Annotated in this window: 13 protein-coding genes; 3 read left to right on the top strand and 10 right to left on the bottom strand. The window is 40.6% G+C overall.

Annotated elements, in window-relative coordinates:
* The first annotated feature begins 1 nt into the window (after window position 1).
* From PSM_RS05710 to PSM_RS05700, 3 genes are all read left to right on the top strand, one after another.
* A complete protein-coding gene (locus tag PSM_RS05710; RefSeq protein WP_013464615.1) occupies window positions 2-529 on the top strand; it encodes a helix-turn-helix transcriptional regulator in 528 nt (175 codons plus the stop codon).
* A 122-nt stretch (window positions 530-651) separates the two neighbouring features.
* Window positions 652-1,566, top strand: coding sequence for a M14 family metallopeptidase (locus PSM_RS05705; RefSeq protein WP_013464614.1), 915 nt, complete (start codon window positions 652-654; stop codon window positions 1,564-1,566).
* Window positions 1,567-1,617: 51 nt separating this feature from the next.
* Entirely contained in the window at window positions 1,618-2,025 is a 408-nt protein-coding gene (locus PSM_RS05700) for a hypothetical protein (protein ID WP_013464613.1), read from the top strand.
* A gap of 44 nt (window positions 2,026-2,069) precedes the next feature.
* Here PSM_RS05700 and ccoG read toward each other — a convergent pair whose 3' ends face one another.
* The 10 genes from ccoG to PSM_RS05650 form a co-directional block, all read right to left on the bottom strand.
* On the bottom strand, window positions 2,070-3,452 hold the full coding sequence (gene ccoG / locus PSM_RS05695) for a cytochrome c oxidase accessory protein CcoG (RefSeq protein WP_016899754.1): 1,383 nt from the start codon (window positions 3,450-3,452) through the stop codon (window positions 2,070-2,072).
* A 153-nt stretch (window positions 3,453-3,605) separates the two neighbouring features.
* Complete coding sequence (locus tag PSM_RS05690; RefSeq protein ID WP_013464611.1) at window positions 3,606-5,024, bottom strand: sigma-54 interaction domain-containing protein; 1,419 nt, start codon at window positions 5,022-5,024, stop codon at window positions 3,606-3,608.
* 55 nt (window positions 5,025-5,079) lie between these two features.
* A complete protein-coding gene (locus tag PSM_RS05685; RefSeq protein ID WP_013464610.1) occupies window positions 5,080-6,381 on the bottom strand; it encodes an ABC1 kinase family protein in 1,302 nt (433 codons plus the stop codon).
* A 64-nt stretch (window positions 6,382-6,445) separates the two neighbouring features.
* Complete coding sequence (locus tag PSM_RS05680; protein ID WP_013464609.1) at window positions 6,446-7,000, bottom strand: DUF1439 domain-containing protein; 555 nt, start codon at window positions 6,998-7,000, stop codon at window positions 6,446-6,448.
* A 99-nt stretch (window positions 7,001-7,099) separates the two neighbouring features.
* Complete coding sequence (locus tag PSM_RS05675; RefSeq protein WP_013464608.1) at window positions 7,100-9,784, bottom strand: DUF349 domain-containing protein; 2,685 nt, start codon at window positions 9,782-9,784, stop codon at window positions 7,100-7,102.
* Complete coding sequence (locus PSM_RS05670) at window positions 9,774-10,055, bottom strand: YeaC family protein (RefSeq protein ID WP_013464607.1); 282 nt, start codon at window positions 10,053-10,055, stop codon at window positions 9,774-9,776. Before PSM_RS05670 ends, PSM_RS05675 begins: the two co-directional genes overlap by 11 nt.
* 1 nt (window position 10,056) lies before the next feature.
* Window positions 10,057-10,383: a hypothetical protein gene (locus PSM_RS05665; protein WP_013464606.1), complete on the bottom strand. Its 327-nt coding sequence runs from the start codon at window positions 10,381-10,383 to the stop codon at window positions 10,057-10,059.
* A gap of 123 nt (window positions 10,384-10,506) precedes the next feature.
* The gene (locus tag PSM_RS05660) at window positions 10,507-12,009 is read right to left on the bottom strand and encodes an alanine/glycine:cation symporter family protein (protein WP_013464605.1); all 1,503 of its coding nucleotides are present in this window, start codon (window positions 12,007-12,009) and stop codon (window positions 10,507-10,509) included.
* A 375-nt stretch (window positions 12,010-12,384) separates the two neighbouring features.
* Entirely contained in the window at window positions 12,385-13,512 is a 1,128-nt protein-coding gene (locus tag PSM_RS05655) for a M14 family metallopeptidase (protein WP_013464604.1), read from the bottom strand.
* 193 nt (window positions 13,513-13,705) lie between these two features.
* Window positions 13,706-15,148, bottom strand: a complete 1,443-nt coding sequence (locus PSM_RS05650) for a glyceraldehyde-3-phosphate dehydrogenase (protein WP_013464603.1) — start codon at window positions 15,146-15,148, stop codon at window positions 13,706-13,708.
* Window positions 15,149-15,630 lie beyond the last annotated feature (482 nt).

Genomic DNA, 15,630 nt, shown 5'->3' with positions numbered 1-15,630 from the left:
AATGAGAGATAAAATAATCGCAGCAACGCTATTGGTGATCATGGTGTTAAATTTTTTTGACGTGATCATGGATTTAAAATTAGGGGTGCCGCAGTGGCATATTTTTACTGAGAGCTTAATTGTGATTATTTCTGCCTTGGGTGCTCTGTATTTAATTAAAGATATTAACGCGCGAACTAAAAAAATTATTAACCTTAAGCGCGAATTACACAGTTCTGTGACTCAGTTAAACAACATATCGCAGGAAATGAAAGACGCGCGTCATCAATACAGTGGTGTTATACAAACGCAGTTTTCTCAGTGGACACTCACTCGTAGCGAGCAAGAAGTCGCGATGTTATTACTTAAAGGCTTAAGCTTTAAAGAAATAAGCGCACTAAGAAACACAAAAGAAAAAACCGTTCGCCAACAAGCATCAGACATCTATAGTAAAGCCGATGTAGAGGGCAGACATGAGTTTGCCGCATGGTTTTTAGAAGACTTTATGCAACAAAGGCACTATCCGCATTCAAGCTCAGCCATTAACTAATGCAGTGACTATCGCATATACTTGCGCGCTATTTTAGTCAGCGTTAAGCTAACGCTTTATTTTCGTCATTATGGTCTATGTGCTCTATAGCCCGCAGAGATAATTCAACGTAAAGGTTTAATATGAATAACAGTACCTACCCTATTGGCAACCCTGGTGAAAAGTGGAATAACAATCATAAACTCCAATGGCTTGAAGCCCAGAAAATTAAACGTAGTTATAACGATGAAGTATTAACGCTAATTAATGAGCTAAAAGATACGCTTGTTGTAGATCAATATGGTGAACTTAATTATGCTCAAAACAGTTACCCTTTGTTTGCATTAAAAACCCAACACTTTGATAAAAATAAACACACAGTGCTAATCACTGGCGGCGTACATGGCTACGAAACCAGCGGAGTACACGGTGCGTTAAGGTTTGCAAAAACATTGGCAACTCAATACGCAGAGAAATTTAATCTGGTGATTACTCCCTGCATTAGCCCATGGGGTTATGAAACAATAAACCGCTGGAACCCAGAGGCAATTGATCCAAACCGTTCTTTTTATGAAGGCAGCCCAGCGCAAGAATCTGCATTGGTAATGAATTATGTGCAATCTTTAAATACTGATTTAATCGCGCATATCGATTTGCATGAAACCACTGATTCAGATAACAGTGAATTTCGCCCTGCACTTGCAGCGCGCGAAGGTAAAATAAATACTAATTGGAATATACCAGACGGTTTTTATTTAGTCGCTGACAGCAACAAACCAGAGCCTGCTTTTCAAAAAGCTATTATTGAATGTGTTGAAAAGGTCACACACATCGCTCCAAGCGATGAAAATAAACAATTAATTGGTGTACCTCAAGAACAATTTGGGGTAGTAAACTATGCAGCAAAAGAGTTAGGTTTATGCATGGGGTTATCTGATGCAACCTACGTTACAACCACTGAAGTTTACCCAGATAGTGCAACGGCCAACCCTGAAGAGTGCATATTAGCGCAAGTTGCGGCAATTTCGGGTGCGTTGGACTACATTATTAATAAGTAATAGTTATGGTATTCATCAGCACATAGTAAGGTGCAGACAAAGGAGCGGCTATTGGAATTTAAAAATAATTACGGCAGTTACAGTTTTTATGTTGAGGGAAATATTGTTATTGCCCAATTTAAAGGCAACTTAAACCCTGAGTTATTAAATCACTTTAAAGCCGCTCTGTTAGACACCATTACAACGTTTAAACATCAACCTTGGGGCTATATTAGCCATTCGCCCGACGTTGTGGCCGCCACCCCTGACGCTGAAAAAAATATGATCGATGTTAGCCAAACAATGGGGATAAATAATTGCATAATGAGTGCCTTTATACTCACCTCTCCCATTGCCATAAGGCAACTACAACGTATTATGCACAGCTCAGGTCGTGACGCTTATTTACAAGAATGCTTGTTTGATGACTTGCCAAGCGCTAAGGCATTTATAAAAAGTCAGCTTACCTCAGCCGAGTAAATCAATTACACGACCGAGGTATAGTCAACGAAAAACCAAATGGGCTAGTTTTTATAAAACTGACTCTCTTTAGTAATTGAAATACTATTGTCCTCTTGTGCGGTGATTTTAAACTTCAGCTTACTCACCTTCGTGGGTATATCATATCCATCGGCAGTAACCGTTACAGGAACACTTTTCATCAACCCTGGCTCTACCAACACGGCGTTAGGACTTTGCAAGCTCGCACCTTCTAACCCACTAATTGAAATAGAATAATGCAAAGGTTGCTGCGTTTTGTTAATGATGGTGAGTGTATAAGGGTTTTCGACTAACCCTTCATAATTTACCCGATACAGTGCGTTTCTGTCTCTAAGCACAGAGGCTTCGATAGGCGTACGTTGTAGCATCCAAGCAAACATAGAAATAATTAACAGCGCAGTTAAAGCGCCATAGCCCACTAACTTGAGCCTAAATGGATTAGTTTTTTGCCCCGCCATTTGCTTTTCACTGGCGTATTTAATTAAGCCTTTTTCGTAGCCAAACTTATCCATGGTATCGTCACAGGCATCAATACATAAGCCACAGTTAATACATTCATATTGCAGTCCATTGCGAATATCAATCCCAGCAGGACATACTTCAACACATAAGTTACAGTCTACACAGTCACCTAAATTAAGCGCATTAGGATCGGCTTTACGTTTACGTGGACCGCGGTTTTCACCTCGTTCGCTATCATAGGTTACCACCAGCGTGTCTTTATCAAACATCACTGATTGAAAGCGCGAATACGGACACGCCACTGTGCACATTTTTTCTCGTAAGAAACCTGCGTTGCCATAGGTACAAAACGCAAATAAAAACACCCAAAAACTGGTAATTCCAGACCATTCAAAATTAACCATTTCTAGGTATAAGGTTTTAGCTGGAATAAAATACGCTAAAAAAGAAGTGGCAGTTAAGAGTGAAATAACCAGCCATGCACTGTGCTTAGTAATTTTTTTACGCCACTTGGTAATATCCCATGGGCTTTTATCAAGCTTAATACGCTGGTTACGCGTTCCCTCAATACGTTGCTCCACCCAAGAGAACATCAACATCCAAATTGTTTGCGGGCAAGTATAGCCGCACCACACACGGCCAAGCCAATTGGTCACAAAAAATAACGCAAACGCCCCCACCATAAATAGCATGGCGAGAATCATAAAGTCTTGAGGTAGTAAGGTTAGGCCAAAAATAGTAAACTTTTGGGTGGCAACATCCAATAAAACCGCTTGCTGACCGTTATATTGAATCCAAGGAATGGCGATAAAGCTGAGCATTAGCAGCCAACCTAAATTACGGCGTATACGCTGAAAAAACCCTTTTTGCTCGCGTATATAAATTGGCCCTTCTTCTTTGTAGGGCTTAATGATCATGTCTTCTTCTTTAATATCAAACTTCATGTTACTTACTTAATAGTGACGGGTATTAAGTACGATTTTGCAACTTTCAGACCACAGTGAAAGTTAATTTAACTTATTGATATTAATTAATTTTACATATACTACCCAAGCGAAAATTCGCGACATTTAACGACATGCACGATATATCGCGAGTTAACGTGTGCGTTGCACTGCCAATTTTCGCATTTTTGAGCGAAGCGTACTCTCAGGTAAGCCCAGCTTATTTGCCGCGCCTTGTTCGCCTGCAATTTTCCAGTTACATAACATCAGTACGGAGATAATATGCTGTCTTTGCGCCTCATCCAGTGTAAGCGTTGGGTTAACGGCATTCGCATCACCGGCTTTTAGCGGCTGACTTAACTGCAGTGTGGGCTGTGTAGATAAAATAGCTTCTCTCTCTAACACGTTTTGCAGCTCTCTGATATTGCCTGGCCAGTCATAGGCTTGTAGTTGCCTAATAGCTTTCTTACTTAACCCCTGTAATTGCTTACCTAGCCGCTTGTTTATTTGAGCAATTAAGTTTTGACATAAAAAAGGTATATCTTCTTTTCGCTCTTTTAGTGCTGGCACTTTGATAGGAAACACGTTCAAACGGTAGTATAAGTCCATTCTAAACTGCCCTGCTTGTACCATTTCCCACAAGTTACGATTGGTTGCAGCAATGATACGAATATCGACTTTTAGAGTTTGGCTGCCCCCTACTCGCTCAAATTCGCGCTCTTGTAATACTCGTAATAATTTACTTTGTGACTCTAACGGCAGCTCTGCCACTTCATCTAAAAATAAAGTGCCCTTATCAGCAAGTTCAAAACGCCCTTTACGTCGCTCATTTGCGCCGGTAAACGAGCCTCGTTCGTGTCCAAACAACTCCGATTCTAATAAGCTAGGGGTAAACGCCGCACAATTAACTTTTATAAACGCCTGCTCATTGCGCTTGCTTAATCTATGTAAGTTACGCGCCACCAGCTCTTTGCCAGTACCGTTTTCGCCAAGTATCAACACCGTACTGTCGGTTTCGCTCACTAACTGTATTTGCTGCAACATACGTTGAAATACATCACTGCGCCCTACTAGCCCCGAGTCTTGCCAATCTTGATTTAGCTCGGCAGTAAGGTAGTCGTTTTCATCTTTGAGCTGCTCGCTTAAATGCTTTACTTGCGCTAAAGCATCTTGGAGCGCGGTTTGGGTTCGCTGCTGCGCTGATATATCGCGAAAAACGGCCACGGCACCAATAAGCTGGCTATTTTTATAAACAGGCGTGGAGGTATATTCAACAGCAAAGGCGCTGCCATCTTTACGCCAAAATACTTCGTTTTTAACCTCGCGGCGTTTGCCATCAAACATGGTGCAGTAAATTTGGCATTCATCGGCAGGGTAAGGCGTGCCATCTGCATGACTGTGATGATGATATTGATGTATTTTTTTACCCAGCAATTCATCGGCTGTCCAACCCGTCATTCGCTCTGCCGCTGGGTTTACAAACACCGCATTACCAGATAAATCAAATCCATATATGCCCTCACCTACCGCATTAAGTAATAAAGTAGGATCGTTTAAAAAGTTTTTTATCATTGCAGACCTCGCGAAATATCGCGAGTATTATGCCAATTCTCTCTTGCTTTAGCACCTAGTAATGGCTAAATAATGCCTTAATATCTATTTTTGCTTCTAGCCGTGCTGCGATTAAATACAAGCCCGCTAGCTTACGGTGAATAAACAACGCATCAACAGGAGGCGTATGCCATTGCTGCGACTGTGCGCTTAACTGCAAGCCTGCATCTTTAATATTGCTAGCAAGCGCGCTATTTTTAAAATCAAACTCGCCGTTATAGCGCAGTGGCTCGCAGGCCATTAAAAATAAATCAATCACTTTTTCTTTGTAATTGTCTTTGAGGGAATCTTTAAAATAGCCAATATCGGTGGCGGCATTGAGCACCCCTTCACGATCGTTATTACTACCAGCTTTAAATAAAGCTAGATAGGCATTACTTAGTGCTGGGGTAATTTCTCGTGTGGCACCAAAGTCAAATAATACTATTTTTTGTGATTCAGGTTGGTAATGAAAATTTGCAAAGTTAGGGTCGGTTTGGATTAAATTAAAGACAAACATTTCTTTAAAAAATAAATCAATCAGTTGTTCAGCAACTCGGCTTCGCTCTGATTGTGGTAAATATGTAATGCCCTCTATAGGCTTGGCATCTACATACTCCATGGTTAGCACTTGCGCAGTACTGTGCTGGGGATACACGCTAGGGACTTTGAAATGCGCGTTATTTGCTAACAGATTTTTGTAACGTGATAAATATTCAGCTTCTCGAGTGTAGTCGGCCTCTGCTAATAGCTGTGCCTTGGCTTCAGCCACTAGGGGTTTAATATCCAGCTCTTTAGGTAATAACCGCGATAAAGTAAGTAAAGTGATCACGTTATCTACGTCATTCACTACACTTTTTGCGATTCCAGGGTATTGAATTTTAACTGCCAGTTGCGCGCCATTTTCTTTATAAGCTAAATGAACCTGGCCAATGGACGCCGCCGCAAACGGCCTGAGCTCAATATGAGAAAAACGCGATAACCAATCCTCTCCCCATTGCTCTTTTAAAACACTAACCAGTTGTTTGTGTGGCATCGGGTTGGCATCTGAGCGCAATAAAGACAGCAATTGAGCAAGTTCGGGGGTTAGTAAGTCGCCAGCATCCATTGAAAGCAGCTGCCCAAGCTTCATTGCCGCACCGCGCAGGTGTGAGAGTTGAGTGGCTAGGTTTTCAATATTTTTAGGCTGAAGCAATAAGCTTTTATTATCCCAGCCTTTACCAGAAAGCGCACTTTTAGCCCCGCCCACTAACATATTCGTGGCGACGCCAGTGGCTAATGAGCCTAACTTTGCAAAACGTGAAAGTCGAGATGTGGGAACGGATCGCTCATTAGCCATAATTAACCTAATCTATTAATAATAAGGTCAACTAATACGTTTTATTACGCCTATTGGATCTAAATTATAACCGAGGGACTAGCTTAATAGCGCCTTCTACTACTTTTAAATCTAAAGGTAAATTACTTAATAATGCCATTTTAGGATCGTTCATATTTAACTTATAAACGGGGTTAACGGCTAAAAAAGCATTCATTACATCCATGGCCTCGTTATCCAGCACTTCTAAATTACCTTTAAAGCCACCGGGATCAATGCTTGAGTCGAGTAACTTAACATTACGTAAAAATACCGCTTTTTTCTCGCTGTCATAAAAAGGAGTGCCCTGTATTTGCAGCTTTAAGCGCACTGGGTACTTTAATGCAAAAGCATTAATCTCGGCGCTAGAATCTGCACCTAATAAAACATAATCACTATTATCTGGGCCAATATTAACGCTTAAATCATTCACATCAAACTGCACAGGTAAGCCCATCAGGCTAACTTTTTCACTTAATTTAGGTAACTCTTTATTTAGTAACGACTCAACCTCTGAATTTGTAAATGAATAAACCGAAATACCCTGCGTACTGTTACAGGCAGTTAAAAATAGTAGTGAAATAAAAACAAAAATTTTCATGCAAAACCCTATTGGTTAATCGTATAGGCAGTAAGTAACCATAACAAAAAGCCGCTTTAATAGCGGCTTTTTCATTTTAGTTGATAAAAGTGATTGCGCTTAATTTACAGCAAAAATAACTTTTAACCTTGCTAGTGTGTCAGCTGTGACTGAACCCTCACTGAGTGCTAATAACTGCTTTAAATAATAATTTAAATCAGCGTGTTCGCCACGGTGCTTATCATCAAGCATAGCTACTTGCTCTACCATTCTTTGCGATGAGTTTTGCGAACTTACGCTCGCAAGTATTTCCATACGCGTTAACAGCTGCTCACAGCTCAATGCTGTTTTAACTGCACCATTAAATTGACTCGGGACTGGCTCGTTGTTCTCAAGTGCAACAAATAAAGCATCTAAATTAGCTTGCTCATTTTTAGCCGCTAACCCTGTCAGCTTTTCATCTATGGCTGATAACAAAGCAGACACTTTAGGGGTTAACGATTTAAACTGTTTATACCCTTTAACTTTGGTTTGCAAATCAAGTAATTGGGCTTTACCTTCAACACTATTTAATGCTGCTTCAAGCTCATTCAGCTCAGTTGTTGCCAGCTTATCTGACTCACTTTGTTCGCGCTTTTGCTGTTCAAACTCTTCGCTTCGTTTAGTGAAAGTTGCATCATTAAACTGACGAAATTTTTGCCACAATGCATTTTCAGCTTTTAAGCCTGCAAACCCTATGGTTTGCCACTGTTGCTGTAACTGCTTTAGCTGTTGGCAAGCGTCTGCTAAATTATCGCTTTGTGATAATTGCTGTGCTTGTTCAACGAGCTCATTTTTAAGTGCGGCATTGCCTTTATGAAACGCGTTAAGTGACGCTACAACCTGTTGCTGCTCTGCCTTATAACGCTCGTTTAATACGCGGTATGTTTTCGGGTCAACTTTACCCACACTTCGCCATGCCTTTTGCAAACGGTTATAGTGACTTTCTAGTTGTTTCCAATCTAAATCAGCCGTATCAGTTGCTTGTAAATGCAATGCATGCATATCAGCAATCAATTGCTCGCGCTCTGCTTTTGCTGCTTCACGTTGCACTTCTTGCTCAGCGAAGTAGCTGCGACAAGGGGCAAATAAAAGCTCAATTTTTTCATCGAACTCGTTGCCCTGTTGTTTCTCTTGCTCTGTATCAAGGCGTCCTAGCTCGTTCCAACGCTTGCGAAGTACTTTAACTTGATCAGCACGCTGTTGTGGATCGTTACACGGCTCATCAACTAACGCTGTTACTTCTTCTAAAAGTGCTGCACGTTTTGGTGCGGCCGCATATTTTTGCCAATCTTTAGCATCGGCTAATTGCGCTTCTAGGTCTGCTTTTAAGTTAACCAGCGGCTGTTGATACTTTTCAGTTAGGGCATTAAATAACTCTTCGAAGCCTTTAAATACACCAAATGCAACGTTAAAGCGCCCTTCTTCAATTAAACGTTTTACATCACGTGCCTTGCGTTTAGCTTGGCTCTGGGTTTTTTCAAGCAGCTTAGTGAGTTCGCTCATTGCAGCTAAAAATTGCTTTTTATGCGCATTAAGTTGGGTTTTAAATGACGCTTGTAAATCATTGCTAAGTACATCTAAATGGCTGCGTGCCTCTTTAAATGTGTGATTAAAGGCACTTAGTTGTTGATCGTAATCGCTAAGTTGCTCTGCAGGTTTTATTTCAATAAGCGTACTGTAGGCAATTTTATATTCTTTAATCGCCGTAGTTAGCTCAGGTAACTTGGCTACTTGTAAAAATAGTTGCTCAAGCTTATTAATCACTTGTTTTGATTGCTGATCAGCCATCAATTGCGTTTTATCTAGTGTGTCTTTTGCTTGTGCTACTTTTGCATTAAGCCAATCTTGCTGAATTTGCTCTGGGGTTTCTAATCCAAGTTGCAATGCATTTTCAATTTCTTCACTTAATGCTTCTAACGTAGCTAATGCTAAGACTTGGCGCTGTTGCTGCGCTAAACGTTGCTGCTCTATTTCATGTTGCGCTTTTAATGTGGCAATGTGAGCATCAAGCTTATCGGTAATTGATATATATTTAGCATCAAGGGTTTTTACATGTTCTTCACTTAGCCATTTTAATTCAAGAGCTTGCCACTGCGCCATGAGTTCTGCAGCTTGTGGGTCAACAATAGCGTAGTCATTTTTATCACGAAGTGCATTAAGCTTGGCTAAAATAACACGGGTTGCGTTTTCAACTTGCGATGGCATTTCAAGCGCTAAACGCTCGTTTTCAAGATGACTTTCTAGCGCAACTTTGGCTTCACCTTGAGCATGCTTTAACAGTGCTTTAGTTAACTGCTGAGTAATGACTAAATCAACTAACTGTTTTTGCAGCTCTTCATTTGCTTCTTTAAAGGCTTTTTCAATCAGTTTAGGGTTAGCTAGGCGTTTTAATAGCTTAACTCTCACTTGCAGTTCTTTTTCAGCAAATGCTAGTTTTTCAAGGGTTTTAACCGGTGCAAAGCGTTCAATGTACTCATTTTTAATCTGCGCCGACAAGCTACTTTCACTGTTTAATACAGCCGATGAGATTTGTTGTTCAGCAACATCTTTCAATGCCTGATCTTGTTTGTAAGCTTTCCACCACAGTGGTAAGTCGTTTACTTTTTGCAGTGCTTTACGACGAATTTCAGCCGATGAGTCTTCAAGGGCTAAGGTGCTTAAAATTGTTACGTCACGTGCCACATCAAGTTTTTCAATCGCATCTAAACGAACTTGTTGCTTTGGGTGTTTCCATTTTGGTGTAAAAAGGTGTTTAAAGATCATTTTCACTGAACCTAGCTATTTCGTTATCTGATTTGAATTCTTTTTGTAGTTGCGCTTTGGTTTTTTGGATCATTTCTCCATTTGCACCAATGGTAAACTGCTCGTTTGATTGTGCTACTTTTGCTTGGTACAACATCACTAGTTGCACTGTTTGTTGCTTTTGCTCATCTGATAAAGGCGTGCCATCTGGCCACTTTCCCGTTGCCGCGCCATACTGTAAGCGCTCAAATAATTCTGGAGTAATATTCTGTACTAGGTTGTCAATATTCATGTCATTTTTTCTTTTTCAGAGTCACTAAAATAATACGGTTAATAAGGTACCAAATACAGCCAATGCCAATGGCCGAGGTATACGCATACCACTGAAGTGTTTTTTCTTGAGGTTGTAGGAAGTACAAACAAAAGAAGCCACCTAAAAATAAGATCAGCGCTAAAAAGGAGTGGTTCATAAACATTTGCTGCTTTTTAATTCGCTGCTCACGTTGAAGTTGTTGAACTTGCTCGGCATTTAATTCAGCAACGTTACTTTGGCAATGTGGACACTGCGAATGTTTATCTGAAATTGATTTTGCACATTTGGGGCAACGAATAATCGCCATACATCTCTCTCCATACTACGCATAAAAAAAGCGCCTTTCGGCGCTTTTCATTGTACTTGTTTTATTGCTCTTTGTCTTTTTTGAATTTAACCCAATAGATGATATTAGGTTATTGGGATCTGTTTATTCAGCGTCTTTAGATTGCTTTTCAAGACGTTTTTCCCAGAAGGTGGCGTTTTTAATCCCTAACTTAACGGGATCAAATGTGATTTGGCCACCTTTTTTCTTCTGGTCTTCATAATCACTCAAACATGTTAAGGCCGGTTTAGCGACAAAGAAAATGGCTAATATACCCAATATGTTGATCCACGCCATTAAGCCAACGCCTATGTCGCCAATAGTCCAAATATAACCGGAACTGTTAACCATGCCGTAGGCTACCATAAACATAATCATAAGTTTTACCACTACAAGCGGAATACTTCCTTTAAAGTAGCGATTTAAGTACGCGATATTTGTCTCAGCAATGAAGTAATAAGCCAGTATGGTGGTAAAAGCAAAGAAGAATAAAGCGATACCTACAAACGCTTCTCCAAAGCTACCAAATACACTAAACAACGCCATTTGGGTGAATGCTGCTGATCCCACTTCAGTTGCCGCATCCACATTTTGTATAATGAATTGCCCTTCTGGCAAAGTACCGACTACATTGTATTGCTGCGTCATTAAAATCATTAATGCCGTTGCTGTACATACAAAAAGTGTATCAACATAAACAGAAAAAGCTTGCACTAAACCTTGCTGTGCAGGGTGATCAACTTCTGCTGCCGCCGCTGCATGAGGACCTGTACCTTGACCCGCCTCATTAGAATAGATACCACGCTTAACACCCCAGCCAATTGCAGCGCCAAAGCCTGCTTGGGCTGTAAATGCATCACCAATAATGAGCGAGAAAATACCCGGGACTTTGTCTATATTTAAAAATACGATAATTAAGGCCAATACGATGTAACCAAGCGCCATAAATGGCACTACAATTTGCGTAAAATTAGCAATGCGCTTTATACCACCAAAGATAATAAACGCTAAAACGATTAGAATAATGGCCAACGCAACCAGTTTAAAACTACCTACGTCACCAAAACTTGTAGACACCATAGTGCCATTGCCAAATACTTGAGTGAATGCGTTGCCCACAGCATTTGCTTGCACGCCCGGCAGGAAAACCCCACATGCTATAATTGCCGACACAGCAAATAATACAGCCAGCCACTTTTGCCCTAAACAACGATCAAAATAATACGCTGGACCACCGCGGTATTGGCCGTCTTCTTCTAACTTATAAATTTGACCTAATGTTGACTCCGCGTATGCAGTACTTGCACCTAAAAAAGCAACAACCCACATCCAGAAAATAGCGCCAGGGCCTCCAAAACCAATTGCGGCTGCCACACCGGCAATATTACCAACCCCTACTCGGCCAGATAATGAAACAGCAAGAGCTTGAAAAGATGAAATTCCTTTTTCTGAGGTGTTAGGGCTAAATAATAGCTTACACATTTCTTTAAAATGTCTAACTTGAGCAAATCGAGTTAGTACGGAGTAAAATAAACCTGCGCCTAGGCATAAATAGATGAGTGCATCACTCCAAACAACATCATTAACGGCGCTTACAAAAGCTTCCATGAACATCCTCACAGTTATATTTATTATTATTAATTACCATACTCTGCTACTCAGAATACCTGTCATAAGCTTTACGAAATAAGGGGTTAATCTTTTCCGTTTTTCTTATTGTTCAATCGATATTAACTTAAGTACCCAACCTTGTTAACAGTTAATTTTCAAAACAACTTATTGTTTATTTATATTGAGCCTTCCAGATCAACGTTTAACTAAGTGCAAATTGATTTAGACTATATGGTATTAAATCTGTCGAGAAGGTGTATTGAAACGTTTTAGTGCTGTGGTGGGTAAATGATTCTTATTTTTTGGTACGGTTGGTTTAGCTAAAAGTAAAAAGGGTATCAATATTTATTGATACCCTTTGAAACAAACGTTTTATCTTAAGTTGTCTACAACATTAACAATGGCTGCTAAAGTATCTTGACCAAATTGATATGAACGACGATCTGACCAACCATAATCTGGATCGGGTAAGTCATTATTATCTTTAAATGGCATTTCAACTGTGTAAGTTAGTGCTTTAAATTCTTCTGCTGTCGCTGATGAACCTACTGTTAGGTTAGCTTGACCTGGTTCGTCTTTATCGTAGCCATGCGTATCTTGAAACTCTGGAGTAATAGTTAAAAGCGCGGCCTTAAAGCTATCCTCTAAGCCTTTTAGGCGTGCATCATAGCTTGGTATGCCTTCGCTACCGGCAACAAAATTATATGGAATGGCTTCATCACCATGAATGTCTAGGTGCATGTCTAAGCCGGCTTCGCGCATTTTATTAAGCACTAAGTAAACTTCTGGGCTGTTTTCCATGCTGGGTGTTTGCCATTCACGGTTTAAGTTAACCCCTTTAGCGTTAGTGCGTAGGTGACCGCGTGCACTGCCATCTGGATTCATGTTTGGCACGATATAAAATACCGCTTTTGATAGTAACGCTGCTGCATGAGGGTCTTCATCATCAAGTAGCTTGTGTACTAAGCCTTCTACAAACCACTCTGCCATTGTTTCACCTGGGTGTTGACGAGCAGTGATCCAAATTACTTTTTTATCGGCGCTTGGCTGACCAATTTTAAGCACGCTCATGTCACGCCCATCAAGTGTTTGGCCTAGTGTTTCTAGTTGGCAAATTTCTTGGCTTTGTGCCCATGCTAATAAGTCTAAATGACGATCGTAGCTGTAAGGAGCAAAGTAGGCGAAGTAAACGCTGCTGCACTCAGGCTCAAGCTCAAATGTTAATGTGCCATTTTCATACGAAGACGGTACACGGAACCATGTTTGACGGTCGTATGAAGCGACAGCTTGGTAGTCTACCCAGCCATCAGGGTATGCAGACTTATCAAGATTATTAATATTTAACTGATGAAGTTGATAAGGCGTTGTTTCAAGGCGAAAGTGAAACCACTGATAAAACTCAGACTGATGATCTTTATTGATTTCTAGCTGAATATTTAACGGATCGGTGGCTTCAATAACTTTAATATTACCACTGTCGAAATTGCTACTGATTTTCATTACAACAAACCTATTAGTTAACTGTGTGTCTTTGACTAAGGCATTTAGCCAAGAGGTAAATACGTGTTACTGCACTTTAAAAGTGTATAAACGCGTACCCAATTTAATAAAGCGTACCATAACCGCTACACTTTAAAAATATTCAGGCCTAAAAAAGCCAGCAAGTGCTGGCTTTTCTTAATTGCTCATGTGTTTATCGAGGTAAACTTGGGAATGAGACTTCTGCCATGTCGCGCATACAGCGAACTACCTGGCAGCTATAACCAAACTCATTGTCGTACCATACGTAAAGTACAACACGGTTATCATCAACAATCGTTGCTTGAGAATCAACAACACCAGCGTAACGGCTACCCACTAAATCGGTAGAGACGATTTCAGTTGATGCTGTGTAATCAATTTGATCACGTAGGTCTGAGTGAAGTGCTGTTTCACGTAAAAACGCATTAAGCTCTTCAACCGTTGTACTCTTTTCAAGGTTCAAGTTTAAGATAGCTAACGATACGTTTGGTGTAGGTACACGGATTGCGTTACCTGTTAGTTTACCTTCAAGCTCTGGTAATGCTTTAGATACCGCTTTCGCTGCACCTGTTTCAGTGATAACCATGTTTAGTGCCGCAGCACGACCACGACGTTCCGCTTTGTGGTAGTTATCAATTAAGTTTTGGTCATTAGTGTACGAGTGAACCGTTTCAACGTGACCATTCTTAATACCAAACTGATCGTTTAATGCTTTAAGTGTTGGCGTAATTGCATTGGTTGTACAACTTGCTGCACAGACAATTTTGTCTTCCGGTAAAATATCTTGGTTGTTTACACCGTAAACGATATTTTTAATATTACCTTTAGCAGGCGCTGTTAATAATACTTTTGCAGCCCCTTTAGATTCTAAATGCTGACCAAGGCCGGCTTCATCTTTCCAGATACCTGTGTTATCAACGACTAATGCGTTTTCGATACCGTAGGCGCTGTAATCAACTTCACTTGGCGAGTTAGCGTAGATAACTTGAATGTAGCTACCGTTTGCTTTAATTGCATTACGCTCTTTATCGATGGTGATAGAACCATTAAATGGACCATGGATAGAGTCACGACGTAATAAGCTTGCACGCTTTTCTAAATCGCCATCTTTACCGCCACGCACAACAATAGCGCGAAGGTTTAAATCGGCATACGGGCCTGATTTTTCAATTAATAAACGCGCTAATAAGCGACCGATACGACCAAAACCGTAAAGTACAACGTCACGTGGTGCTTTTGGTTTAGAGTCAACAATTTCAGCAAGTTCATCTTTAACAAACTCTTCTACTGAACGACCATTCGCTGCATCTGTGTATAAATAGCTGTATGCTAATTTACCAATATCGATACGGGCAGAATTTAATTCCATTTTGCTGATAGCTTCTAAGAATGGGAAGCTTTCACGTAGGCGCAGTTTAGTCCCTTCAAATTGAGCTACTGATTTGTGAGACTTGATAATATCAATAGTGCTTGAATTTACTAATGGGCGGCCGTATACAGCGATTTCGATACCACGATTACGGTACAATTTACCAATAATAGGCTGCATGCTTTCTGCGTAATCTTGGCGTTCTTGCCAGCTACTTGTGTATTCTAACTCGTGAGATGAGGTCATTTTTTTTACCTAATTAAACAATTTTGAACGGATAGCCTAAGAATGCATCGAATTTTGAGAGCAACGCATTCCTTCGGGCAGGCCTATTCTAATTTAATCTCATTTTATTCTCTACTGTTAGAGACTAAAGTTTAGGCTAGAATAATACTATATGAGGGTCTGTTGACCTTTGCGGATTAAAATTTGTTCAAACTAGGGACAATTTAATCACGGCGCGAGGTTTGTAACCTAGTGGGCTAAGTAAAAACCGAGCAAAGCTTCCGCGTCCTGCTCACGCCCCTTACCTACATCCATGTAGGCAACAAAGAGTAAATCGCCCCTAGGCAGAACCCGAAGGGCAGCGCCTGTTTGGCATTGATGCTACGTTATCGCCTATTTATGGGGAACAACCACACCACATAGGCTCTGCCTTGTCTCAATACCAAACAGACTGCTGCAAATTCAACCTTGAAAGGTCAACAGACCCTAATAATTTGAGAGAC

This window comes from Pseudoalteromonas sp. SM9913 (genome assembly GCF_000184065.1).
Taxonomy (GTDB): domain Bacteria; phylum Pseudomonadota; class Gammaproteobacteria; order Enterobacterales; family Alteromonadaceae; genus Pseudoalteromonas; species Pseudoalteromonas tetraodonis.
Note: the sequence above shows the minus strand (reverse complement) of the source record. Positions and strands in the feature narration are given on the sequence as shown.